The sequence below is a fragment of the Pseudorhizobium xiangyangii genome (assembly GCF_020531965.1).
Lineage (GTDB): Bacteria > Pseudomonadota > Alphaproteobacteria > Rhizobiales > Rhizobiaceae > Neorhizobium > Neorhizobium xiangyangii.
Window position 1 is genome coordinate 60,281 of sequence record NZ_JAJAWH010000001.1, and the last position, 23,728, is coordinate 84,008.

A 23,728-nucleotide genomic window follows, 5' to 3' on the forward strand; every position below is an offset into this window, starting at 1 on the left:
GCCGCCCCTAAAAATCGATTGCCGAGTAGAACATGGCAAACAGCGCATCCATGAGGATCACCGCGAAGATCGCCTTCACCACCGAAGCCGTCACGTGCCGTCCGAGTGATTCGGCGCTGCCGCCCACCTTCATGCCTTCTACTGCCGCTACGATGCCAATGGACAGCGCCATGAACGGCGCCTTGATCATGCCGGAAGCCACCGACGTGTGGTCGATTGCCTCGTGCAAGCGGGAAAGGAACGTATCGAAGGTGATGCCGGAATAGACCAATGCCACCACGGCGGCTCCGTAGAGTGCCGAGAAATTCGCGATGATCGTCAGCAGCGGCAGGACGATGGTCAGCGCCACCAGCCGGGGGAAGATCAGCACGCCCACCGGGTTCAACCCGATAACCGTCAGCGCATCGATTTCCTCGCGCATCTTCATCGAGCCGATCTCGGCCGTGATGGCGCTTCCCGAACGGCCGGCGATCATGATCGCTGTCAGGAGCACGCCGATTTCGCGCAGCTGGAGAATACCAACCAGGTCGACCACGAAGATTTCCGCGCCGAAATAGCGCAGCTGGAAAGCACCCTGCTGGGCGATGATCGCGCCGATCAGGAACGACATCAGCATGATGATCGGGACCGCGCGGACGCCCATATGGTCTATCTGGTTGACCACCGAGGCGGGAGAAATCCCGCCGCCACGTCCGAATTTCATCTGGGCGCCGCGCACTGCCGAGCCCAGAATATGCATGGCCGACATCAAATCCCGGCCAAACGCAGTGACGACCTTGCCGACGGGCGTGAAGACACGCTCGAACAGCGTACCCTCCGGCCCCGTATTTGCCGGTGGCGCAGGAGCCTGCTCGGGGAGAATCGCCACCAGCTCGTCGATGGAGGCTGGTGCGCCGACAAGGGCCACGTCGCGGCCCTGCGCTTGTTTCGCCGTGATCAGGCGCCGGATCAGCCAGGCGCCCGCCGTGTCGATTGCCTCCACGTCGGAGACGTCGATTTCCAGACGCCCAGTTCCGGAGCCTTTTTCCAGCTTCTCGAGCGTGGGCAGAACCTTGGCTATTCGATGGTTTCGCCAATCGCCGCTCGCAACAAAGCGCTCGCCATCGCCCCCGGGCATTTGTTCGGCGGCCATTTCGGCAACCCGGGTTTCAATCGACTGTGACGGCACTGGCATCTTTCGCGGTTTTACGGTGGGCATCGACGCCGAGGTTGTTGATCGGGCGAAGCACTCGGCAATATAACGGGCTCATCTGGAAATACCACGCACAGGACGCTCAAAAGCATGCGCCGTAACCTCGAAGCCACAATCGAGACCTTCCCCATCGCCGGTCTCTTCACGATCTCGAGAGGGTCGAAGACGACTGCCGACGTGGTGGCATGCACCATCGTGGCGGAGGGGGTGAGCGGCCGTGGCGAATGTGTGCCCTATAAGCGCTACGGCGAGACGCTTGATGGCGTGATGGCGGAGATCGAGGCTGCAAGCCGGGCAATCCGCGAAGGTGCGGATCGAAATGCGCTTCAGTCCATCATGAAGCCCGGGGCTGGCCGTAACGCCGTCGACTGCGCGCTCTGGGACCTGGAAGCGAAGCTCTCGGGAAGGTCTGCCGCATCCCTGCTCTGCGTTTCACCCGTCCCGATCACCACGGCTTTCACTCTTTCCCTCGGCGAACCGGAGTCGATGGCGTCAGAGGCTGCCAAAAACGCTCACCGCCCGCTCCTGAAGGTGAAGCTTGGCACGCCTGACGACGAATCACGCATGCGCGCGGTGCGGAAGGCAGCACCTCAATCCGCCATTATCGTCGATGCAAACGAGGGATGGACCGAGGCGAACCTTGAACGGCACCTGGAAATCGCACTCGAAACAGGAATAGCGTTGATCGAGCAGCCACTGCCCGCGGGCAAGGACCAACTGCTCGCGCAGATCGACCGTCGCGTTCCGATCTGCGCCGACGAGAGCGTGCATTCGACAGGAGACCTGGCAAGCCTCCGCGACCTCTACGATGCCGTGAACATCAAGCTCGACAAGACAGGTGGGCTGACGGAAGCTCTCCGCATGAAGGCGGAGGCAAAGCGTCTGGGGTTCCAGGTGATGGTCGGCTGCATGGTGGGAACCTCTCTTGCGATGGCGCCCGCCGTCCTGCTGGCACAGGACGTCGAATATGCGGATCTCGACGGCCCGCTCCTGCTTGCGCGTGATCGCCAGCCGGGATTGCGTTACGAGGGGTCGATCGTATTTCCGCCGACCGCAGAGCTTTGGGGCTGACCCTCTAGCGCAAGCGCGATCCGTTCAGGCAGCCTTCATGTCGCTGACGACCTCGGCTTGACAGGTCCGGGAAAGGAGCACCGCCGCGGACCCCTGCCAGGTGATCATCTCCAGAGTGCCGTCATGCCGTTCCGCCACCGCGGTGCAGCTTTCCACCCAGTCGCCGGTATTCACGTAGTGGATCCCGTCGATATCTTCCATCACGGCGTGGTGAATATGGCCGCAGATGACGCCGTCCACATGGTTGCGGCGGGCCTCGTCGGCCACGACGCGCTGGAACTCGCCTATGAAGTTGACGGCCTGCTTCACCTGCAGCTTCGCCCAGGCGGAGAAGGACCAGTAAGGCATGCCCAGCCGACGCCGTACTGCGGCGAGAACAACGTTCAGCGCGATCGCAGCGTCGTATGCCCAGTCACCGAGATAGGCGAGCAGACGGGCATTGCGGACCACGACATCGAACTCGTCCCCGTGCAGCACGAGATATTTCCGGCCATTCGCCGTCTCGTGGATGATACGCTCGGCGACTTCGATGCCGCCGAAATGCATGCCCGGAAATTCCCGCAGGAACTCGCCGTGATTGCCCGGAATATAGATGATGCGTGTTCCCTTGCGGGCCTTGCGCAACAGCTTCTGCACCACGTCGTTGCAGCCCTGCGGCCAGTGCCAGCTCCGCTTCAGCCGCCATCCATCGACGATGTCGCCGACAAGTACGATCGTGTCGGCCTCGTGATGACGGAGGAAATCGAGGAGAAGGTCCGTCCGCGCCGCCTTTGAACCCAGATGGACATCCGAGATGAAGATCGTCCGGAAATTCCTGCTGTCGGCCATTTTGATCGCAAGCCCCTGTTTCAAAACCTGGCTGCCGCCTGAAGACCAGACTCGTGTTTCAGGAGCATGACACTTTCGCATCACGGCATACGAAGCCCACCCACCCCACCTGGGGCAAATTACCTGCTGTCCATGGGCGGCGATTGTTGTAATGAAGGCGCGAACCATCTGTTCGACGAATGACAATTTTCTGGAGGCGCATAGGGCATGCAGGACAACGCGGACGCAAACGGTACGACCAAAACCGGCGATCTCGATGAGCAGGCCCTGTTCTTCCACCGCTATCCGCGCCCGGGAAAGCTCGAGATCCAGCCGACAAAGCCGCTCGGAAACCAGCGCGACCTGGCGCTCGCCTATTCGCCGGGCGTTGCAGCCCCGTGCCTTGCCATTCGCGACAATCCCGACGCTGCGGCCGACTACACTGGACGTGCGAACCTCGTCGCTGTGATCTCGAATGGAACCGCCGTTCTCGGCCTCGGCGACATCGGCCCACTTGCCTCCAAGCCGGTCATGGAAGGCAAGGCGGTGCTGTTCAAGAAATTCGCCGCCATCGATGTCTTTGACATTGAGATTGCGGCAAACGACATCGAGTCGATGGTCTCGACCATTTCTGCGCTGGAGCCGACCTTCGGTGGCATCAACCTGGAAGACATCAAGGCCCCGGAATGCTTCGAGGTCGAGCGTCGTCTGCGTGAGAAGATGAACATCCCGGTCTTCCACGACGACCAGCACGGAACGGCCATCATTGTCGCTGCCGCGATCCTCAACGGGCTCGAACTGGCCGGCAAGAACATTGCAGACGTCAAGATCGTCGCATCCGGCGCCGGAGCCGCTGCACTCGCCTGTCTCAACCTCCTCGTCTCGCTCGGCGCTCGCAAGGAAAACATCTGGGTCCACGATATCGAGGGCCTCGTTTATCTTGGCCGCGAAACGCTGATGGACCAGTGGAAGGCAATCTATCGCCAGGACAGCGACAAGCGCGTGCTGGCTGACAGCATCGACGGCGCCGACGTCTTCCTCGGCCTGTCCGCTGCCGGCGTCCTGAAGCCCGAACTGCTCGCCAGGATGGCCGAAAAGCCGCTCATCATGGCCCTCGCCAACCCGACGCCTGAAATCATGCCGGAGCTTGCCCGTGCGGCAAGGCCGGACGCGATGATCTGCACCGGACGCTCGGACTTCCCGAACCAGGTCAACAACGTCCTATGCTTCCCCTACATTTTCAGGGGTGCGCTGGATTGCGGCGCCTCCACCATCAACGAGGAGATGAAGGTCGCGACCGTCAGGGCTATTGCAGCCCTGGCGCGTGAGGAAGTCTCCGACGTCGCAGCCCGCGCCTATACCGGGGAGACACCGGTATTCGGACCGGACTATCTCATCCCCTCGCCGTTCGATCCGCGACTGATCCTGCGCATCGCGCCGGCCGTCGCAAAGGCGGCGGCCGAGACCGGCGTCGCATCGCGTCCGATTCAGGATTTCGATGCCTATCTCGATCAGCTCAACCGTTTCGTGTGGCGCTCCGGCTTCGTCATGAAGCCGATCTTCAGCGCCGCCAAGATCGCCGAGAAGAACCGCGTCATCTTTGCCGAAGGCGAGGATGAGCGCGTGCTTCGTGCCGCCCAGGTTCTGCTGGAGGACAAGACGGCTCGGCCTATCCTCATCGGTCGACCGAGCGTCATCGAGGCGCGGCTGGCACGCTTCGGTATCCGGATCCGCCCCAATGTCGACTTCGAAGTCATCAATCCGGAAGACGATCCGCGCTACCGTGACTATGTCGATGACTATTTCGCGCTCGTCGGACGTGCCGGCGTGAACCCGGAGGCGGCCCGTACCATCGTGCGTACCAACACCACCGTCATTGGCGCGCTCGCCGTGCGCCGAGGGGAAGCGGATGCGCTGATATGCGGCCTCGAGGGTCGCTACGACAAGCACCTGCGCGACGTGAACCAGATCATCGGCAAGCGCCCCGGCGTGTGCGCCTTCTCCGCCATGAGCCTGCTCATCTCTCAGCGCGGCACCATATTCTTCACCGATACCTTCGTGACCTACAATCCGTCCGCAGCGGAGATTGCCGAGATGACGGTTCTGGCCGCACAGGAGGTCCGGCGCTTCGGCATAACGCCGAAGGCAGCGCTGATCAGCCATTCGAACTTCGGCTCCCGCCATTCCGAGAGCGCCGCCAAGATGCGCGAGGCGCTCGCCCTCATCCGCCAGCGTGCGCCGGACCTCGAGGTCGATGGCGAGATGCAGGGCGGTTCCGCCCTGTCCGAACCCCTGCGCAAACGGGCAATGCCGGACAGCACGCTCACCGGCGAAGCAAACCTCCTCGTCTTCCCGAACCTCGACGCGGCCAACGCCTCGCTCGGCATCGTCCGCACAATGATGGATGCGCTCCATGTGGGGCCGATCCTTCTTGGCGCCGCCATGCCTGCACACATCCTGTCCACCTCGGTGACCTCCAGAGGCGTTGTCAACATGGCTGCCCTGGCGGTCGTGGAGGCTAATCAGGGCTGATTTCCCTCTGTTATGATAATCTCAACCAGCATCCCGGATGATCGTTGACGCATCGACCTGAAAATGGGGACCTGTTTTCGCAAGGTACGATGCGCCGGTTTGGGAGCCAAAGCGTCCTCGGTGCGTCATAAGCGGCGCGCCGATGTTGAGATTGCAGAAACGGAAGGACCATCATGCGTCTGCGCCTGATTGCAACCGCGGCCATTCTGGCCTTTGCGCCCGTCGCGGCGGAAGCTTCGGATATCTGCCAGGCGCTTCAGCGCCGGCTCGCGACACTGCCCCAGATTATCGGCAGCACCGCGGACGTGCGCCGGCATGCCGACACGTTGCGTCAGCACAATGACGAGATCCGCTTCCTGCGGACGGAAATGCGCCGTGCCCGCTGCGGGGGCCGCAGTATCGTGACCTTTGGCCAGGACGATGTCTGCGGCGAGATGGCTTCCGAATTGCGCGAGCTAGAGATGCAACGCGACGGCATCCTCGCCCAGCGTTCGGCGGCCCGGCAGATCATTCGTCCGAGCGGTGAGCGGAATGCCATCATGGCAGCCCTCGACGCCAACGCGTGCAACACCGGCGAGGCGACAGCACCGCTTCCCGTTGCGATCGATCCCGAGACCGCACCGGACGCGGACAGGGAGAAGAAGCCGTTTTCCAGCATCACCACCCTGCCTTCAAAGAGTGAAACAGCGCCGCCGGCTCTCCTGCAGTCCGAGGCCCCGCCTGTGCAGCCCGAGCGTCCCTATGATCCCTCACGCAATGTCCGAAGTGTCGGCCCTGTCTTCCTGCCGGACGATTCGTCCATCGATCTGAGCAATCCCGCCGCAGACGGCGCTCAACCTAGGCAATAGGGTCCCTATCACCCCAACGGTCCTGGAATACGAGGTCCTCCAGCGGCAGCCGCTGGCGCCATCCCTTCACCGCCAGTTCCGGCTCGCAATACAGTTCTTCCACGTAGCCGACGCACAGCCAGGCGACGATCTCTATCCTTTCGGGAATGCCGAGGATCTCGCGGATATCCTGGTCATGGAAGATACTGACCCAGCCCACGCCGACACCTTCCGCACGGGCAGCAAGCCACAGGTTCTGCACCGCGCAGACCGTCGAATAGACATCCGTGCGCCGGTTGTGGGTTCGGCCCAGAACGACCGGGCCTGCCCGGTCCGGATCGCAGGTAACGCAGATGCTGAGCGGTGCCTTGCGGATGCCTTCGAGCTTCAGGCTGCGATAGAGCCCCTTACGGTCGTCGGGAAACATGCCCGCCGCTTCCTCGTTGGCACGCGAGAATGCCTGCCACGCCGCATTCCTGACGGCGGCATCGCGGACCACGATGAAGTTCCAGGGCTGCATGAAACCCACGGATGGCGCTGCGTGCGCGGCACCGAGAAGCCGTCCCAGCACGTCATCCGGCACGGGTTTGGGCAGAAACTGGTCGCGCACGTCGCGGCGCGTCTCGATGGCACTGTAGACCGCGGCCCGGTCCTGATCGGAAAACCCTGCGGCCGGCACCAAAGCGCCGGCAGATGAATCAGCTTGCATCGTCAATCCCCACGAATGCCAGAGCATCCCGCGCTATCGCGCAGGAGCATCGCAACCTCGCCGCCGTCCACGCGGTCTGGTCATGGCATCAGGCCGGTCTTCTGACTTGGCTTCATCTGCCTGCCGCAGCCTTCCCGGACGAACCAGTGGCATCGCGAACAGCAGGCATCCACCTTACAGCGTTGGGCACGTTCCGGACCTTCACCGGATTCCCGATTCTCCGGCCTTGCGGCCGGCACCTGACCCGGCAGTTATGCCGAACAGCCCACGCGCAGGCAAGCTTGATCAGCCGGTTGCGAAGTAGCGCACATAGGCGAAAGCATTGCCGCGGGGCGACCAGTTGGGCGAATTCATCGTTCCCTGCCCGCCGAAAAGCTCGAGCAGCGTTTCGACGTTGCCGCCGTCCATATCCATCATGCGGATACGGACCTGTTTGTCGCGCGGATGGTCGAAAACGTCGCTGTCGTAGGACAGGAAAATGACCTTGTCACCCTTCGGTGACGGGTGAGGAAACCAGTCGCCATAGAGGCTGTCGGTGATCCGTTCGGCGCTGCCGCCGCCCGCCGGCACCCGCCATATCTGCATCAGCCCCGTACGGCTCGAATTGAAATAGATGAAGCGGCCGTCCGGCGAATAATCGGGGCCGTCATTGCGTCCATCGCCGAACGTCAGCCGTTGCTCCGTTCCGCCGTCGACGTCGATACTGTAGATGTCGAACGCGTCGTCACGGATGCCGCAATAGGCGAAGCGCTTTCCGTCCGGAGACCATCCGTGCCAGTAGGACGGCAGGTTCTGCGTGACCAGCCTCGGCGTTCCGCCGTCGATCGGGAGCACGTAGATCGCCGACTTGCCGAACTCCACCTCGTCGGAAATCGCCATCGACCGGCCGTCCGGCGAAATACCGTGGTCGTTGTTGCATTCGACGGCAAAGCCCGTATCGACCGGTTCGACAACCGCCGTCTCGTCGAGCCTCAGCCGGTAAATCCGGCCTTCGCTGTTGAGCAGCAGGTAATTTCCGCAGGGCGACCAGTTCGGCGCTTCGAACAATGCATCCGTCTGCCAGATGACGCGGCTGGTCCTGCTGCCGAGATCGAAAATCTCGACGGAGCTACGCAGCATGCTGTCTCCTCCCAACCTTGCAAGAGGATCTAGTCGACCGAACGCGAGCTCCCGATGACCGACTGGATCTTGCAAAAAACCGAATGCCCGAGCTTGTCGTAATGCCAACCTCGGATTTCGCCGACAAAACCCCATGCGAGGTTCGCCAGCAAGGTCAGGAAGCCGATCCCGAGCACTTTGAAATCGGCCGAATAGAGACCGTAGCAACCGATGACGATCGACGGGATGAAGAACACCATATTGGTTACGACCTTCATCCGAAGGCCGCCCGGTGTGACGTCAGTGGTCGCGGCCACGAGATCGATATAGATCTTCTCTTCCTCGGTGAACAATGACCGGAAGGAGGGCTGATTGTCTGTCGTCATGCCGGTCACGAGCGATCCCTGTACCGGTTGGTGATCGGGTAGCGCCGGTCACGACCGAAATTCTTCTTGGTGATTTTCACGCCCGGAGCAGACTGCCGTCGCTTGTACTCCGCGAGATAGAGCAGATGCTCGATCCGATGCACGGTTGCGATATCGTGGCCACGCGCGACGATATCCTCGACCGACATCTCCTGCTCCACGAGGCACTCCAGGATATCGTCCAGCGCCGGATAGGGCGGCAGTGAATCCTGGTCGGTCTGGTTCGGACGCAATTCCGCCGAGGGCGCCTTCGAAATAATGTTCTGCGGGATCACCATGCCGGTCGGTCCGAGCACGTTCGGCGGCAGGTGCTTGTTGCGCCAGTCGGCAATCGCGTAGACCTGCATCTTGTAGAGGTCCTTGATCGGATTGAAGCCGCCGTTCATGTCGCCATAGAGCGTCGCGTAGCCGACCGACATTTCCGACTTGTTGCCGGTGGTCACCACCATCGCGCCGAACTTGTTGGAAATGGCCATCAGGATCGTGCCGCGCGTGCGGCTCTGCAGGTTCTCCTCGGTGATGCCTTCCTCGGTTCCCTCGAACAGTTCGGAAAGCGACGACAGGAACCCTTCGACCGGATCCGAGATCGGTACGATGTCATACCGCGTGCCGAGCGCCTTGGCGCAATTGGCGGCGTCCTTCAGCGATTCCTCGGATGTATAGCGATAGGGCAGCATCACGCAGCGGACCCGCTCCTCGCCCAGCGCATCCACGGCGATTGCCGCGCAGACGGCCGAATCGATGCCGCCCGAAAGCCCGAGCACCACGGACTTGAAGCCGTTCTTGTTGACGTAGTCGCGGAAGCCGAGCACGCAGGCGCGGTAATCCGCCTCTTCCTTCTCCGGAATGCGCGCCATCGGCCCGCGCGTGCAGCGCCAGCCATCCTCGCCCTTGCGCCAGTCCGTCACCGTGATCGCAGTTTCGAACTGGCTCATCTGGAAGGCCAGCGTCCTGTCTGCGTTGAAGGCGAAGCTCGCGCCGTCGAACACGAGTTCGTCCTGACCGCCCACCTGGTTGGCATAGATCATCGGCAGGCCTGTCTCGATGACCTGTTTCAGGACCACCTGGTGGCGCACGTCCACCTTGCCGCGATAATAGGGAGAGCCGTTGGGAGACAGCAGAATTTCCGCGCCGCTTTCCGCCAGCGTCTCGCAGATACCGAGTTCTCCCCAGATGTCCTCGCAGATCGGAATCCCGAGCCGGACGCCGCGGAAGTTGACCGGGCCTGGCATCTCGCCGGCCACGAAGACGCGCTTTTCGTCGAATTCGCCATAGTTCGGCAGGTCGATCTTGTCGCGGATGGCGATGATCCTGCCATCGTTGAGCACGGCGATCGAATTGTGCCGTCCCTGATCCCCCAGGCGCGGAAAGCCGACGACCATTCCGGGGCCGCCATCGGCAGTGTCCGCCGCCAGATCCTCCACTGCCTTCAGGCAGGCCGTCAGGAAGGATGGCTTCAGCACCAGGTCTTCCGGCGGATAGCCCGAAATGAAGAGCTCGGTGAAGAGAACGATATCGGCCTTTTCCCGCGCCGCTTCCGCCCTCGCCTCTCGCGCTTTGGCGAGGTTCTGGGTCACGTCTCCAACGGTCGGATTGATTTGGGCGATAGCGATCCGCAAGGTGCGGCTGTCGGTCTTTTCCTGGGTCATGACAATGATTTAGCGCAGCGCCGGAAACTCGGCAACGCCACAATCGCTTAACTCACCTGTTGGCAAATGCAACTTTGTGCCTGTTGTGGGGTTCACCTCCGGTTCATGACGGTTATGTGACAGTTTCATAACGTTGAATCGTGTGGAGTGCGCCCGTGTCAGAAACCGCCAGGAGAGAGTTGCTATTGGCGGAGGCCACGAACCGAACTGCTGCTGTCATCGCCTATCAGGCCGCATTGATCGCTTCCCTGTTCGCCCTGTCCGTTGGGCTGGTGGCACTGGTCGAGGCACTTGCCGGTCGTTCGCCGGAAAATCTTCTGTCATTCATGCTGTCGTCGCCGGGCATCACCACGGTGGTGTTCGTCTTCGTCGTGGCGCTCGGGCTTGACGTGCTGATGGGACGTGCCTTCCGCTCGCTGATCATCCTCGCACCGGCGATGATCCTCCTGGCCTTCCTCTCCCGTCAGAAGCAAACCTATCTGTCCGACCCGCTCTACCCCTCCGATCTTCTGTTCGCACGCCAGATCAAGGAACTGCTTCCGGTGATGATCAGTGCGAAGCCATGGCTGGCGATCGGCATGGGACTTGCCGGCATCGCCACGTTGGCGCTGCTCTTCTACTGCGCATTCTTTGCCTGGAAGCGCTTTCCCGTCCTGTCTTCCCGAGCACGGCTTTTCCGCCTTGTGCTTGCGCTTCCGTTTCTCGTCGGCTTCACGCCGATGATGAAATACACCGATCATTCCTGGCTGCGAGATCGCCTGTCGATCGTCCCGATAATGTGGGATCAAGCCGAAAACTATCGTCACAACGGTTTTCTGATCGCCTTCGCATTCAACCTGCCGATGTCGCATGTAAGCCCGCCACATGGTTACAGCGACAAGGCCATCGCGAACATCCAGGTCGATCCCACGGCCTTTGCCGTATCCAGCAAACCGTCCCCCGACATCATCATGATCATGAGTGAATCGCTGTGGGATCCGACGCGCCTGTCCAATGTCCGCCTCGATTCCGACCCCATGCCGACGATCAGGCAGAACCAGGCCGGCAATATCTTCTCTCCGGAATTCGGCGGCATGACCGCCAACGTGGAATTCGAAGCCCTGACCGGTTTCTCGAACGCATTCCTGCCCTACGGCAGCATTCCCTACCAGCAGTACATTCGCGGTCGCCAGCCCTCGCTCGCCACGTTCTTCCGGCAGAAGGGCTACACGTCCGTGGCCGTCCACCCGTTCGAAGGCTGGTTCTGGAACAGGAACAACGTCTATCAGCATCTCGGCTTCGACAAGTTCCTCTCCCAGGAAAACCTGCCGGCCCTTGAAAAGCGCGGCATGTTCGCCTCCGACACCGCCTTGATGAAAGAGATCATGCGGATCGGCGACGAGGCCGAGCAACCGCTCTTCCTGTTTACGGTGACGCTCCAGGGGCACGGGCCCTATGAGGCAAACCGCTATGCTCACAACCGCATCGCAGTCGACGGCCCCCTTTCCGAAGCCGCCGCGCAGCAGCTCGCCACTTACAGCGAAGGTGTCCGGGAAGCCGATGACAGCCTGGAACAGCTGATGGATTGGGCAAAAAATCGCCGCCGCGAAACCATCATCGTTCTCTTCGGCGATCATCTCCCGCCCATGGGGCAGGTATTCATGGAAACGGGCTACATGCAGGAAGCCGTGGCGACACGCCGCGCGTCCCTTGAGACCATGCTGAGCGAACACGAGACACCTTTGCTCGTCTGGTCCTCGAAGACCGGCCCCAAGAAGGACCTCGGAACCATCAGCCCGGCCCTGCTCTCCCACCATGTGGTCGAGGCGGCAGGCTTCAGCGATCCCTTCTATACCGGCTTCCTGGGCGATGTTGCCAAGCAGTTCTCCGTCATCGACCGGTACATGCTGGTCGATGCGGACAGCCGACCGGTTCCGGGCTGGAACGACGGCGGCAAGAAGGCGCCCGATCTTCTGAAGGACTACCGCCTGCTGCAATACGACATGATGTTCGGCAAGCAGCATGCAAGGGAGCGGTTCTTCCCCGCTCTCGACGACCTCGCCCCGATGCCGGAGACACCCGTCGCGGACGTACCGCACGTGCCATCCATGCCCGGTTAAGCGCCGGCCTTCAGTCTTCCATCGGACGACAGAGAGCCGACAGCCCGTTTTTGCCAGCTAGAAAACTGCGCGCCGATAGCTTCCTGCTCGGCGTCGCGCCATTTGGCACCGGCAGCGCTCTGCTACCCGCAAGGTCCAGCGCGCCACGGTCGCGGCTCAGCTTCCAACGGACGCTTCACAATCTCATCCTCTTTGCCCGCAGCTTGGTGCTCGACTGACATCATCGGAAGGGCAATCTCAAACTCGCCGGCGCCTCCTGATCGATCCAACGGATATATCCAGGACACACAAGCCCATCCGAACCGGCTCAACATTGGCCACCGCACACCGGTTACATATTGACCGGACCACACGCGGGCTCCGCCACGGGCTTTGCCCGGATACCTCTCCGAACGCCCCCCTGCCGGGGCATGACTTGAGGAATTTCCCTGCGACCCGACATCCTGCAGGCTCGCACACGGCCGACCATGCATGCAAAAAGGCCGCCGGATCGCTCCGGCGGCCTTTTGTTCAATAAATCGAACCTACTGATTGGAAGCGATGGGCTTCACCAGCGGCGTGATGCGCCGGATGGTGACGCGCCGGTTTTCCTGGTTTTCCGTCTCGGTGCGAACCTTCAGATACCGTTCGCCATAGCCTTGGGTCGTCAGGTTCTCGGGCGGGATACCGAAAGCGTCGGTCAGGACGACCGCCACGGATTCCGCACGCTCGTCGGACAGGATCAGGTTGCTGTCGTCGGAGCCAACCGCATCGGTATGACCTTCGATCAGGAAGGTTTCCGCTGGATTGTCCTTCAGGATCTTGTCCATCGCCGCGGCGACCTTCTTCAGTGAACTTGCCTGGTTCATCGGGATTTCGGCGCTGCCTGTCGCGAACTTGATCGTATCAAGATCGATGCGGCGGGCCTTGTCGCGAATACGGGCCGAGTACCTTACCTCGTCGAGCGAATACACACGCTCCACTCGCTCCACCGGCGGCTGCTCGAGGAACTCGTAGTAGTCGCGGTCCGGGTCACTGGAGGTGTCGATGATGTATTCGTCGAGCGGCACGGTCAGCCGCATCGGCGGCAGGTCGAGGGCGGGATCGCGCCATACATACTCATCCTCTTCGTAGAGGTCCGGCGCATAGTAGAGGACGTATTCCTCACCATCGACGATACGCGACCGCTGCACCACCGTTCCGTAGCTGTTGCGGATCGTCACGACCTGAACACCACCCTCGCGATCCACCACCTCGCGGTAGCGGTCGCCCGGAAGGCGCTCGTAGTAGACCTCGCCGCTGTCACGATAGAAGCGGCTGGAATCGTCGTGGCGAACAACGGTACGATTATCGATGTTGACGATCACACGCGTATCGTCGTCACGCCAGTCACCCCAGCGATCGTCGCCACGGTTACCCCGGCGGTCACGGTCGCCGCGGACAGCGCCTTCACGATAATCCCATCCCGAGAGGCGGCGGAATTCGGGACGACCCTCGATCCGCTCGCCCTGCTCCGCCGTTGCGGCACGAAGTTCGACACGGCCACGCTCCTGCAGGGGCGCCTGGGCCTCCGCATCGGATGTCGGGGCAGCAACGGGTTCTGCCGGCTGCGCCTGGGCCGGAGCTTGGCCAGGAGCCTGAGCCGGTGCAGCACCGGTGGTCGTTGTCGTCGTCGTGGTGGTCGTGGTCATCGACTCCTTCTGGCTGTCGAGTACCGCCGCGCCGTTTTCAACCGGCAGTATCACCGGCTGGCCTTCGGGAGCCTGGGACGGATCATCGGCAATCGCTCGGGCCCGCTCGACCTCTTCGGGCGTGGTCGGCGACTGCGGTGCCGCCTGCTCTACAGGCTGATCGCCAGGCTGTTGCGTGGCGGCGCCATCTGGGGCGGCCTGCCCTGCGGCACCATCTGCGGGCGCTGCTTCACCCGGCTGCGCGGGGGCTTCACCCGTTGCCTCGGCGGGCTGTTCGGCCGGAGCTTGCGTCGAGCCGTCCTGTCCACCAGCGGGCGCTTCTGCCGCAGGAGCTTGCGCGTCAGGCTGCTGTTCGGTCGCAGCAGGAGCTTCCGGCGCTGCCGGAGCCTGCTCTTCGGCTGCAGGGGCCGGCTCAGCTTGGGGTGCTGCTTCAGGGGCTTCCTGCTGCTGTGCCGGTTCCTCCGCGGCGGGCTCTTCGGCCTGCGGAGCGGGCTCTTCGGCCGGAGCTTCCTCCGCTTGCGGTTCAGCCGGTGCCTCGGGCTCGGCTTGCGGAGCAGCTTCAGGTTCAGGGGCAGCTTCCGGCTCGGGCGCTACTTCCGGCTCGGGTGCCGGTTCAGGTTCCGGGACCGCCTCCGGCTCAGGCGCGGGGGCTTCCGGCTGCACTTCGGCAGGCGCCTCCTGCTGCGGCTCAGGTGCCTGTTCGGGAGCTGCCTCAGGGGGAGCCTCCTGCGCCGGCGGCTCCTCGGCCGGCGCCTCCGGCGGGGGTGCTTCCTCTTCCTGCGGTTGTTCACCTTCCGGCGCGGCGCCTGGCGGCAGGATCAGTTGTTCCTGCACTCTCACGACATTGCCCGCAGCGCCTGCCTCGAAAGCGGCTTTCGGCGGGACGGCTGCTGCCGGCTGCATCATCAGCGGCAGCGACACGAGCGGCGCTGCCACGCCGGCAAACAGTCTAAATCCAATGGACATCGATATCTCCTCGACTTGGGATTTTCGTCCCTTCTTCTCGCGTCCTTGTCCCGGACGTCGAGCGCAGTAAGCGCGGCTCCAGAACGGCGCGCAGCGCGTTTGGTTCCCCCAAACGTTGCCGCCCGCGTCATGAACGTTTCCTGAACGGACCGGATCTCGGGACCTCACCTCCGGCCGGCCAGCCCATGCGCCACAATGCCTGCTGCAGTGCACGTAAAATGCCGTTGCAATTTTGGGCGGGCCGTATCTATAAAAGCCATGGCCGGAGCCTGCTCCGAGCCTGCCGAGCGTGAAGAAGACAATATCAACAGCCACGCCGGCACCAACAGAGAGGATCATTATGCGCATCGCCACACGTTTCCTTGCCGCCGCCTCGATCGCCACGGTTGCCCTGTTCGCCGGACAGGCATCCGCTCAGGAGAAGATCGTTATTGCGACGGAAGGCGCCTATCCCCCCTTCAACGCCCTTGCTGCCGACGGAACGCTCAGCGGCTTCGATGTCGATATCGCCCGGGCACTCTGCGAGCAGATGAAGGCGGAATGCGAAATTGTCACCAACGACTGGGACGGTATGATCCCGGCGCTGCAGGCCAAGAAGTTCGACGCCATCATCGCGTCCATGTCCATCACGCCTGAGCGCCTGCAGCAGGTCGACTTCTCGAAGAAGTATTACAACACCGGACCGGCTATCGCCGTGCCGAAGGATTCCGAGATCACCGACCTGGCCGGCCTGGCGGGCAAGACGCTCGGCGCACAGACCTCGACGACCCATGCCAATTATGCCGAGAAGCATATGCCGGATACCGAGCTGAAGCTCTATCCGACGGCCGACGAATACAAGCTCGACATCCAGAACGGCCGCGTCGATGGCGTGATCGACGATGTCGTCGTCCTGTCGGAATGGGTCAAGTCGGAAGACGGTGCCTGCTGCAAGATCCTGACCCCGCTTGACGTCGACGTCGAGATCAACGGTCAGGGCGCGGGCATCGCAGTCCGCAAGGGTGATGCTCTTGCCGACAAGTTTACGGCAGCGATCGCGGCCATCCGCGAGAACGGCAAGTACAAGGAAATCAACGACAAGTACTTCGATTTCGACGCCTACGGCAAATAAGTCGCCATTACTGATGACAGTGTCGGCGGGAGGCTTGCCCTTCCGCCGTTTTTCTTTTTAAACAGAAGCACGATAACAAGCGGCAAAGCCGCAAGGGGAAAGCAGTTTGATGAGCGGATGGCTCTCCGCCCTCGCCACGGCCCTCGATCCGCTCTGCGGGCCGATAGGAATCTTTTCGCTGGTCGGTCAAAACAGCCTGATCAGCTGCGGTGACAGCGGCTGGGGCGACGAGATCGCCTTTGGCGTCAAGGTTACAATCACCCTCGCCGTCGCCACGCTTCCCATCGGGTTGCTGCTCGGATTTCTCATCGCCCTGGCCGCACAGTCGCAAGACAGGATGCTCCGCGCGGCCGTCGGCATCTACACGACGATCTTCCGTGGGCTTCCGGAGCTGCTGACGCTCTTCATCGTCTATTACGGGATGCAGTTGCTCATCCAGTCCGTCCTGTCCGCCTTCGGCATAAACGAGCGGATCGAGATCAACGCCTTCCTGGCGGGCATGATCGCGCTCGCGGTCGTGTTCTCGTCCTACTCCTCGGAAGTGCTCTTGTCTGCTTTTCGCGCCATACCCAGGGGCCAGTACGAAGCCGGCGACGCACTTGGCCTGCACCGGTCGCGCACGATGATCCTCATCGTCCTGCCGCAGCTCGTGCGGATCGCGCTGCCCGGCCTTGGCAATCTCTGGATGATCCTTCTCAAGGACACGTCCTACGTATCGATCATCGGCCTTGCCGACATCATCCGCCAGACCGGCATCGCGGCCCGGGTCAGCAAGGAAGCCTTCTTCTTCTATTTCCTCGCCTGCATGCTTTATCTGGCGCTGGCCGTCATCTCCTCCTTCGGTTTGAGTTTCATCGAGCGCTGGTCACGTCGCGGCGAGGGTCGCCGATGACCTACGCCCGTGAACTGATTGCGCCACGCCCTGCACCACCTGCTGCCAGCAAGCCTTGGACGGCATCCCGGATCGTCGCAATCGCCGTCCTGGCACTCTGGGCGGCACTCGCAGTGGCCATCGTCGCGCTGATGGTCGGTGGCTGGGACGAAGCGAAGTTCCTGCGCTACGGTCCACGCTATCTCTCGGGTCTCTGGATTACCATCTCGCTGGTCGGGCTCGCGGTTGTCCTCGGCGCGATACTGTCGCTGCCGATCGCCTTTGCGCGCATGTCGAAGAACCGTATCATCGGCGGCATCGCTTACGCCTATGTCTACGTCTTCCGTGGCACGCCACTGCTTGCCCAGCTCTTCCTGATCTATTACGGGCTCGGCAGCTTCCGGCCGCAGCTAGAAGCCGTAGGCCTGTGGTGGTTCTTCCGCGAAGCCTGGTATTGCGGCCTTCTCTCGCTCACCTTGAACACGGCTGCCTACCAGGCGGAAATCCTGCGTGGTGCGATCGGCAGCGTGCCGCACGGACAGCACGAAGGAGCGGCCGCCCTTGGCCTGTCGAAGAGCGTTGCTTTCCGCAAGATCGTCCTGCCGCAGGCGCTCATCGTTGCACTGCGCCCCTACGGCAACGAAATCGTCCTGCTGATCAAAGGCTCGGCCGTCGTCGCCATCGTCACAGTCTATGACCTGATGGGCGAGACGCGTTACGCGTTTTCGCGCACCTTCGACTACCAGACCTATCTCTGGGCTGCGATCTTCTATCTCACCATCGTCGAGGCGCTCCGTCACATCTGGGCCGCCCTCGAAGCACGTCTTACCCGGCATTTGAAACGCTGATCGGCTTTCGATGCGATAAATCTTCTGGCCGTGCGTCTGTAAAGACTTCGGTAACCACACCATGTTCATCTGTAGGCGTCTCCTACGCGTCGTCACAAAAGAGTGGGAACGATGATGAACAAGGAAATGGAACTGATGCTGAAGGGCTATGGCCTGACCACAGCCCAGATCTTTTATCGCATGCCCGATCACCCAGCGTTGCTGCAAAGCTATGTCTGGCAGGACTACGACCTCGCCCCCGACTTTCCCGAGATGAAGAGCTTCCTGAAATTCTGGCAGGAAAAGCTGGACGGCCCCCTTCACTCGGTGCGCTACGTCCACCGCAAGATGATCTCTGCCAGTGAATGGCGCGCACTTCAGGGCGAGTTCATCCTGCACTGACGTCAGACATGCACCTCGCCATGCGCGAGCTCGCCTTCATCGGACGCCCGATGAAGCGAAAAGTAGAAGATGAGCCCGTAGAACACGGCGACACCGGCGATGACGATCCACCCCGGCAAGGGGCCGAATGCCGCATTCTGCACTGCCTCGCGCCACGAAAAGACGACATCGGCCTCCGTTTCGCCGGGCAAGAGCTTCGGCGTCGAGATCTTGAGGCACCACGCCAGGAGCAGGATCAGATACATCCATGAATAGTTCCGGCGCACGCGCCGGTACAGCGCCTCTCGGTAGCTGATGAGAAAGCAGGGGTTCCGCAGGCTTTTGGCAATCGCCTCGGCCCAGTCCGGCTTGAGGTCCTCGTGGGGAAAGAGCGCCTGCGCAAAATAGTGCCGCTCCAGCTTCCTGACCCGCGCCCGGTAGACGTCGAAGAAGCGGTACCGCCGCGCCTCGATAAGCAGCAGGAGCGAGATCAGCAGCATCGCGAACAGCACGACGCCATGGTGCGATGTCGGCGTGGACAGCGAAACCGACAGCAGCGCCGCAACAACGGTGATGGCCCAATTGGAGGTACGATCGATACGGTCACGCCAGCTCGTCATCCGCCCCATCTCGCCCCGGTAATAGTGGATGATCATGTTGGCTTTTTCGGCCGACGTGATGGGAAGCGACGGCGCCCGCCGTTCGATGTTCTCTTCGAGCGCTGTCGGTGCTTGGGTGGCGGACATGTCTCCTCTCCTGCTCACCGCACGATGAGCCGCTTTACTCCTTCAACGACCTGTAGCTTCCCCTGTTCCACCGGCATCATTGCCAAACGGCGACAAGACGCATAAATCGCTGCCAGACACGGAGTAGCATCATGAAGAAGATCGACGAGGAAGCGCTGGCCGAGGCCTATAACCGCGCACTGGCACTTGAAAAGGCCGGCGATATCGATGCTGCCGTAAAGGCCTATCAGGAAGTCCTTTCCATCGACCCGGAAGATCACGGCGGCGCGGCCGTACGCATCGCCGCCCTCGGCCGTGGAGAAACGCCCGCCAAGGCGCCTGACGCCTATGTCGAGACGCTGTTCGACCAGCACGCCGAGAGCTTCGAGGACATTCTCGTCGAGCAACTCGGCTATGCCGTTCCGGTTCTGGTGCGCCAGCGCCTGCATGAGCTCAAGCTTGGCCCGTTCAAGCGCATGCTCGATCTCGGCTGCGGAACCGGGCTGACCGGTGGCACGCTGCGCGACATGGTCGACGACATCACCGGCATCGACATTTCCGAGAACATGGTCGAGGTCGCCCATGAAAAGGATCTCTACGAGACCCTCTACGTGGCCGAGGTCGAGGATTTCCTCGAGGACAATGACGACGAGCCGTTCGACCTCGTGACGGCCACCGACGTGCTGCCCTATCTGGGTGCGCTGGAGCCGCTGTTCTTCGGCGCCGCCGAAAACATGGTCGCCGGCGGCATCTTCGTGTTTTCGTCGGAGACGCTGCCCGACGACATATTCGCCGGCCGCCCTTACATGGTCGCTCCGCACCAGCGCTTCGCCCACGCCGAAACATATGTTCGCGAACGCCTCGCAGCCACCGGGTTCGAAATCCTGGAAATCTCCGACATCAACGTCCGCATGCAGGACGGCAATCCGACGCCCGGACACCTGGTGATCGCACGATTGCAGGGTTGAAAATACAGCGACAGGCAAGCGCCACAACCTGAGAGAGCATGTAGTCGCTGGATTGGTGGCTGCGCTTCCTGTTTAATGACCCATGGCAGGGACAAAACGCCATGGGTCAATGGTTGAGCATCCTTCACGAGCATGGGCTTCCGGCTGCACTGGCTGCCGCGGAGGACCATATCGATATCCGTTGGCCCATCCTGCTGCTGGCGATCCTGACGCCTCTCCTCATCATCTACTGCCGCAATGAGTCACGCGTCAGGCGGCTGAAGATGATCCAGGACTTCATCGAGGCTTACCCTTCCACCGAGGCTCCCGATTACCGGAGCGACTACGAGGGGGCACAGGATCCATCCCTCGAGTTCGTCAAGTCGAAGTATATGGCCGATGTCCGCCTATCCCGGGCAATGTCCGAAGAATTTCAAAGTGCCGGGCCGACCGAACAGATCCAGATCATCATTCGCGCCACTCGCGGCCTCGGCAATCCCGGGGATTTCCAGCTTTTTGCCTCCTCGCTCGGCTTCATCGTCATTTCGTATTTCGGCTTCTCCACACTGTTCGACGTCCTGGAAGACGGTTTGGTGACAAAGACGGCAAGCACCCCTGGAGCCTGTCCGCCAGAAATCATGACCTTGCAGTTTCAGGTCATAGGATCACTCGCCTTTGCGGGGGCCTTCGTGGCAGCGGTGCGCATGTTCATGCGCGGCCTCGCAGCCTTCGATCTGTCTGCCTACACGTTCCTGAAGCAGACCATCGAAATGCTCGCCTCGATCCTTCTGATCATCGTCGCGTTCAAGGCCTTCCCCGATCCGCTTCGCGCCATCGGGGACACCATCCTGGCCTCGAATGAGGAAGGCGCCTGCTCCGAAATACCCTGGTACTGGCTGGCATTGGCCCCTGTCCTCGCCCTCCTTCCGGAAAGCTCCTCGAATTTCATGCTGACGCGCATGCAATCCGTCATCAGATGGGTAAAGCGTGATGACGATCGGTTCGCTGACGTCACACGTGTCATCCCCCTCAACGTCATTGAGGGCATTGACTACTTCACGCGCTTCCGCCTCGAACAGTGCGGCATACATGAGGTCCAGAACCTCGCGACATACAATCCCATCATGCTGTTCGTGGAGTCGCCTTATGGGATCTATCAGTGTGTCGATTGGGTTGGGCAGGCCCAGCTATGCCACATCGTGGGTATCGACCGCTTCCTGATGCTGCGCGAAATACATGTGCGCACCGTCTTCGATCTCGAACGCGCCATCGACTTTCGGGGCCGTCGACAGGCAGACGATCCGCCGGAGGACGGACCGGAGGAATTCGACCTGATTTTTGCCGCCATTCTCCTTGCCACGACCGAGGTGATGCGGAACATCGAGAAAACGGGAAAGTTGAAGCCGTTCCATAGAAAGGACGGCAGCATCATCGCAGCAAGCGTCGAGGACTACTGTGCCTGGGCGCACGACTATGTAACCCGCAACCCTGCAAGGGCGAAGATCTGCATCGAACATCTGATGGGCTGGATCTCCGATGACCTCCACGTCCGCCGGCTCCGTCGCATCTGGCAGGAAATGAGCGATAGTATCGGGCTGCGGTCCGAACGTCTCGACAATCCTCGGCGCCCGGCCCGCGATCCATGCCCAAACTCCGACGCCCTACCACAGAACGACAGTGATGCTGGTGACCAGCCTTCGACGGTAACCGCGTAAATCGCGGTTGCGGGGCAAAGACGCTTCGGACTCGTCATCTGCAAGCCGAGACGCTAGTTTTCCTCCACGACATGGAGGATGCGCGATGACGCCCCAGCGATACCTTCTGGCCCAGGCCTACAACAACGCATGGGCCAACTACCGCCTGCTGAATGCCTGCAGCCAGTTGCGGAAGGAGGAGCTGGCCGAGCCACGGGTGAGTTTCTTCCCGTCGATCATTCACACGCTCAACCACATCCTCACCGTCGACTGGCTCTACATCGGCGCGCTCGAAGGCAACTGCATCGGCGATGCGGCGTTCGATCCCGAAATCCCCTTTCCGCTCCTCGTCGACCTCGATCGTGAGCAACGCGCGGCCGACCGGCGCCTGATCGACCTCTGTCGTCAGCTTGATTCGACAACGATCGGCACGGAGGTCCAAATCCCGCGACACAGCCATATTCAGGTGGAGCGCGCCGATCGCGTGCTGTTGCACCTGTTCCAGCACCAGATCCACCATCGCGGCCAGGTTCATGCCATGCTGTCGGGCACATCCGTGCCACCGCCGCAGCTGGATGAATTCTTCCCCGCCGATCCATCCGAGCAGGCGCTTCGTCGCCAGGACTTTGCCGAACTTGGCTTCACCGAAGCCCTCATCTGGAGCTGAGCATGCTGTATTTCGTTCTCAAGTCCCTCCACATCATTTCAGACATCATCTGGATCGGCGGCATGCTGGTGAATGCCTTCGTCATCGCCATGGTGCCGCCCACCATCCGCACGGCCGTCATCTCGGCGCTCAGACCCTATGACCGCAAGGTCACCACCACCGCGCTGGGTTTCGCCTGGCTCTTCGGCCTGATCCTTGCAGTGTCGTACGGCTGGTATGCGACCGGCTGGTTCGGCTTGAAGCTGCTAATCGTCATCATGCTGTCTGCGCTGCACGGAATGCAAAGCGGCTGGCTGCGGCGCATGGAAGCCGATCCGCACCTCGATCCGCCGGCCTTCGTGCGCGTCGGCATGCCGATCGTGCTCGTCTCGGTCGTGGCGGTCGTGGGGCTCGCCGTGGTCAAGCCGTTCTGACGGACGGTTGAGGCTACAGCCCTATTCGGCTATTGCTCGAGCAATCGAATTCTGGAGGAGAACGACATGGCCAAGGTGGCATTCATCGGTCTGGGTGTAATGGGTTTCCCGATGGCGGGCCACCTGAAGGAAAAGGGCGGCCACGACGTCACCGTCTACAACCGCACCGCATCCAAGGCCGATGACTGGGCAAGGAAGTTCGGCGGCAAATCCGCCGCGACACCCGCGGAAGCTGCCCGCGATGCCGATTTCGTCTTCACCTGCGTTGGCAATGACGAGGACCTCCGCTCCGTCACCATTGGCGAAACCGGTGCCATTGCCGGAATGAAGCCGGGCGCAATCCTGATCGACAACACCACAGCCAGCGCCGAGGTCGCCCGGGAACTTGGCGAAGCCGCCAGCGCCAGAGGCGTGGACTTCATCGACGCCCCGGTGTCCGGCGGTCAGGCGGGCGCCGAGAACGGCATGCTCACCGTCATGTGCGGCGGCGACGAGGCAGTCTTCGAAAGGGCCAAGCCGGTGATCTCGGCTTATGCGCGCATGGTCGGCCTGATGGGGCCGGTCGGCGCCGGCCAGCTGACCAAGATGATCAACCAGATCTGCATCGCCGGTCTCGTTCAGGGCCTTGCCGAAGGGATTCACTTTGGCAAGAAAGCCGGCTTGGACATTGAAAAGGTTGTTGAAGTCATCTCCAAGGGCGCCGCTGGCTCCTGGCAGATGGAGAACCGCCACAAGACGATGAACGATGGCAGGTACGATTTCGGCTTCGCCGTTGACTGGATGCGCAAGGATCTCGGCATTGTGCTCGCGGAAGCGCGAAGCAATGGCGCGAAGCTCCCGGTCACCGCGCTCGTCGATCAGTTCTACGGCGACGTCCAGGCCATGGGCGGCAATCGCTGGGACACGTCCTCGCTTCTCGCCCGGCTCGACAGAAAATGATGCGGGAATGATCGATCCCTCCTCCGATGCCGGGCATATGAAGACGCTGGGCTCGGAGGAGAACATCGCTGGCTGCGTCAGCCTGCTGCAAAAGCAGAGCCGACGGGG

At 61.7% G+C, this 23,728-nt stretch carries 21 protein-coding genes and 1 riboswitch; of the genes, 13 read left to right on the forward strand and 8 right to left on the reverse strand.

All coding sequences use genetic code 11. The features are described 5' to 3' along the window. Nucleotides 1–7 precede the first annotated feature (7 nt). A complete protein-coding gene (locus LH464_RS00275) occupies nt 8–1,174 on the reverse strand; it encodes an ABC transporter permease (RefSeq protein WP_390624889.1) in 1,167 nt (388 codons plus the stop codon). A 108-nt stretch (nt 1,175–1,282) separates the two neighbouring features. On the opposite strand from LH464_RS00275, the gene dgcA reads away from it, so the two are divergent. After that, entirely contained in the window at nt 1,283–2,263 is a 981-nt protein-coding gene (gene dgcA, locus LH464_RS00280; protein ID WP_226784349.1) for an N-acetyl-D-Glu racemase DgcA, read from the forward strand. A gap of 24 nt (nt 2,264–2,287) precedes the next feature. Here dgcA and LH464_RS00285 read toward each other — a convergent pair whose 3' ends face one another. Beyond that, nucleotides 2,288–3,091: a UDP-2,3-diacylglucosamine diphosphatase gene (locus LH464_RS00285; RefSeq protein ID WP_226784350.1), complete on the reverse strand. Its 804-nt coding sequence runs from the start codon at nt 3,089–3,091 to the stop codon at nt 2,288–2,290. A gap of 207 nt (nt 3,092–3,298) precedes the next feature. Here LH464_RS00285 and LH464_RS00290 point away from each other — a divergent pair, with 207 nt between their 5' ends. Then, complete coding sequence (locus LH464_RS00290; protein ID WP_226784351.1) at nt 3,299–5,602, forward strand: NADP-dependent malic enzyme; 2,304 nt, start codon at nt 3,299–3,301, stop codon at nt 5,600–5,602. A 173-nt stretch (nt 5,603–5,775) separates the two neighbouring features. After that, a complete protein-coding gene (locus LH464_RS00295) occupies nt 5,776–6,450 on the forward strand; it encodes a hypothetical protein (protein ID WP_226784352.1) in 675 nt (224 codons plus the stop codon). Here the strand turns inward: LH464_RS00295 and bluB are convergent. The 4 genes from bluB to LH464_RS00315 form a co-directional block, all read right to left on the reverse strand. Then, nucleotides 6,440–7,138 carry a 5,6-dimethylbenzimidazole synthase gene (gene bluB / locus LH464_RS00300; protein WP_226784353.1) on the reverse strand — a complete coding sequence of 233 codons (699 nt, stop codon included), beginning with the start codon at nt 7,136–7,138 and terminating at the stop codon, nt 6,440–6,442. The genes LH464_RS00295 and bluB overlap by 11 nt on opposite strands. Before the next feature lie 74 nt (nt 7,139–7,212). Continuing rightward, nucleotides 7,213–7,396, reverse strand: a riboswitch (cobalamin riboswitch). 27 nt (nt 7,397–7,423) lie between these two features. Next, nucleotides 7,424–8,254: a TolB family protein gene (locus tag LH464_RS00305; protein ID WP_226784558.1), complete on the reverse strand. Its 831-nt coding sequence runs from the start codon at nt 8,252–8,254 to the stop codon at nt 7,424–7,426. Nucleotides 8,255–8,286: 32 nt separating this feature from the next. Continuing rightward, a complete protein-coding gene (locus tag LH464_RS00310; RefSeq protein ID WP_226784354.1) occupies nt 8,287–8,622 on the reverse strand; it encodes a hypothetical protein in 336 nt (111 codons plus the stop codon). 5 nt (nt 8,623–8,627) lie between these two features. Further along, nucleotides 8,628–10,310, reverse strand: a complete 1,683-nt coding sequence (locus LH464_RS00315) for an NAD+ synthase (RefSeq protein ID WP_226784355.1) — start codon at nt 10,308–10,310, stop codon at nt 8,628–8,630. A 155-nt stretch (nt 10,311–10,465) separates the two neighbouring features. Between LH464_RS00315 and LH464_RS00320 the strand changes: the two genes are divergently transcribed. After that, entirely contained in the window at nt 10,466–12,409 is a 1,944-nt protein-coding gene (locus LH464_RS00320; RefSeq protein ID WP_226784356.1) for an LTA synthase family protein, read from the forward strand. 524 nt (nt 12,410–12,933) lie between these two features. On the opposite strand, the gene LH464_RS00325 is transcribed toward LH464_RS00320, so the two are convergent. Further along, the gene (locus LH464_RS00325; protein WP_226784357.1) at nt 12,934–15,045 is read right to left on the reverse strand and encodes an OmpA family protein; all 2,112 of its coding nucleotides are present in this window, start codon (nt 15,043–15,045) and stop codon (nt 12,934–12,936) included. 340 nt (nt 15,046–15,385) lie between these two features. Here LH464_RS00325 and LH464_RS00330 point away from each other — a divergent pair, with 340 nt between their 5' ends. The 4 genes from LH464_RS00330 to LH464_RS00345 all read left to right on the forward strand — a co-directional run bounded on the left by LH464_RS00330 (nt 15,386) and on the right by LH464_RS00345 (nt 18,256). Further along, nucleotides 15,386–16,156, forward strand: a complete 771-nt coding sequence (locus LH464_RS00330; RefSeq protein WP_226784358.1) for a transporter substrate-binding domain-containing protein — start codon at nt 15,386–15,388, stop codon at nt 16,154–16,156. A gap of 109 nt (nt 16,157–16,265) precedes the next feature. Continuing rightward, the gene (locus LH464_RS00335) at nt 16,266–17,048 is read left to right on the forward strand and encodes an ABC transporter permease (RefSeq protein ID WP_226784359.1); all 783 of its coding nucleotides are present in this window, start codon (nt 16,266–16,268) and stop codon (nt 17,046–17,048) included. Then, on the forward strand, nt 17,045–17,875 hold the full coding sequence (locus LH464_RS00340; RefSeq protein ID WP_226784360.1) for an ABC transporter permease: 831 nt from the start codon (nt 17,045–17,047) through the stop codon (nt 17,873–17,875). Before LH464_RS00335 ends, LH464_RS00340 begins: the two co-directional genes overlap by 4 nt. A 114-nt stretch (nt 17,876–17,989) precedes the next feature. Then, nucleotides 17,990–18,256 carry an usg protein gene (locus LH464_RS00345; RefSeq protein WP_226784559.1) on the forward strand — a complete coding sequence of 89 codons (267 nt, stop codon included), beginning with the start codon at nt 17,990–17,992 and terminating at the stop codon, nt 18,254–18,256. A gap of 2 nt (nt 18,257–18,258) precedes the next feature. Here the strand turns inward: LH464_RS00345 and LH464_RS00350 are convergent, their stop codons facing one another. Continuing rightward, nucleotides 18,259–18,981 carry a DUF2270 domain-containing protein gene (locus LH464_RS00350; protein ID WP_226784361.1) on the reverse strand — a complete coding sequence of 241 codons (723 nt, stop codon included), beginning with the start codon at nt 18,979–18,981 and terminating at the stop codon, nt 18,259–18,261. 131 nt (nt 18,982–19,112) lie between these two features. On the opposite strand from LH464_RS00350, the gene LH464_RS00355 reads away from it, so the two are divergent. The 5 genes from LH464_RS00355 to LH464_RS00375 all read left to right on the forward strand — a co-directional run bounded on the left by LH464_RS00355 (nt 19,113) and on the right by LH464_RS00375 (nt 23,620). Further along, nucleotides 19,113–19,928, forward strand: coding sequence for a class I SAM-dependent DNA methyltransferase (locus tag LH464_RS00355; protein ID WP_226784362.1), 816 nt, complete (start codon nt 19,113–19,115; stop codon nt 19,926–19,928). A 101-nt stretch (nt 19,929–20,029) separates the two neighbouring features. Further along, entirely contained in the window at nt 20,030–21,622 is a 1,593-nt protein-coding gene (locus LH464_RS00360) for a hypothetical protein (protein WP_226784363.1), read from the forward strand. Between the two features lie 85 nt (nt 21,623–21,707). Beyond that, the gene (locus tag LH464_RS00365; protein WP_226784364.1) at nt 21,708–22,268 is read left to right on the forward strand and encodes a DinB family protein; all 561 of its coding nucleotides are present in this window, start codon (nt 21,708–21,710) and stop codon (nt 22,266–22,268) included. A gap of 2 nt (nt 22,269–22,270) precedes the next feature. Further along, a complete protein-coding gene (locus LH464_RS00370; protein WP_226784365.1) occupies nt 22,271–22,681 on the forward strand; it encodes a CopD family protein in 411 nt (136 codons plus the stop codon). Nucleotides 22,682–22,732: 51 nt separating this feature from the next. After that, on the forward strand, nt 22,733–23,620 hold the full coding sequence (locus LH464_RS00375; protein WP_226784560.1) for an NAD(P)-dependent oxidoreductase: 888 nt from the start codon (nt 22,733–22,735) through the stop codon (nt 23,618–23,620). Nucleotides 23,621–23,728: the final 108 nt, after the last annotated feature.

Bases quoted from the DNA above. Each gene is read 5' to 3' on its own strand.
- LH464_RS00325 (WP_226784357.1), bottom strand. From the start codon at position 15,045: ATGTCCATTGGATTTAGACTGTTTGCCGGCGTGGCAGCGCCGCTCGTG.
- LH464_RS00290 (WP_226784351.1), top strand. From the start codon at position 3,299: ATGCAGGACAACGCGGACGCAAACGGTACGACCAAAACCGGCGATCTC.
- LH464_RS00285 (WP_226784350.1), bottom strand. From the start codon at position 3,091: ATGGCCGACAGCAGGAATTTCCGGACGATCTTCATCTCGGATGTCCAT.
- LH464_RS00275 (WP_390624889.1), bottom strand. From the start codon at position 1,174: ATGCCAGTGCCGTCACAGTCGATTGAAACCCGGGTTGCCGAAATGGCC.
- LH464_RS00340 (WP_226784360.1), top strand. From the start codon at position 17,045: ATGACCTACGCCCGTGAACTGATTGCGCCACGCCCTGCACCACCTGCT.
- bluB (WP_226784353.1), bottom strand. From the start codon at position 7,138: ATGCAAGCTGATTCATCTGCCGGCGCTTTGGTGCCGGCCGCAGGGTTT.
- LH464_RS00330 (WP_226784358.1), top strand. From the start codon at position 15,386: ATGCGCATCGCCACACGTTTCCTTGCCGCCGCCTCGATCGCCACGGTT.
- LH464_RS00295 (WP_226784352.1), top strand. From the start codon at position 5,776: ATGCGTCTGCGCCTGATTGCAACCGCGGCCATTCTGGCCTTTGCGCCC.
- dgcA (WP_226784349.1), top strand. From the start codon at position 1,283: ATGCGCCGTAACCTCGAAGCCACAATCGAGACCTTCCCCATCGCCGGT.
- LH464_RS00315 (WP_226784355.1), bottom strand. From the start codon at position 10,310: ATGACCCAGGAAAAGACCGACAGCCGCACCTTGCGGATCGCTATCGCC.
- LH464_RS00360 (WP_226784363.1), top strand. From the start codon at position 20,030: ATGGGTCAATGGTTGAGCATCCTTCACGAGCATGGGCTTCCGGCTGCA.
- LH464_RS00310 (WP_226784354.1), bottom strand. From the start codon at position 8,622: ATGACGACAGACAATCAGCCCTCCTTCCGGTCATTGTTCACCGAGGAA.
- LH464_RS00365 (WP_226784364.1), top strand. From the start codon at position 21,708: ATGACGCCCCAGCGATACCTTCTGGCCCAGGCCTACAACAACGCATGG.
- LH464_RS00370 (WP_226784365.1), top strand. From the start codon at position 22,271: ATGCTGTATTTCGTTCTCAAGTCCCTCCACATCATTTCAGACATCATC.
- LH464_RS00345 (WP_226784559.1), top strand. From the start codon at position 17,990: ATGAACAAGGAAATGGAACTGATGCTGAAGGGCTATGGCCTGACCACA.
- LH464_RS00355 (WP_226784362.1), top strand. From the start codon at position 19,113: ATGAAGAAGATCGACGAGGAAGCGCTGGCCGAGGCCTATAACCGCGCA.
- LH464_RS00335 (WP_226784359.1), top strand. From the start codon at position 16,266: ATGAGCGGATGGCTCTCCGCCCTCGCCACGGCCCTCGATCCGCTCTGC.
- LH464_RS00350 (WP_226784361.1), bottom strand. From the start codon at position 18,981: ATGTCCGCCACCCAAGCACCGACAGCGCTCGAAGAGAACATCGAACGG.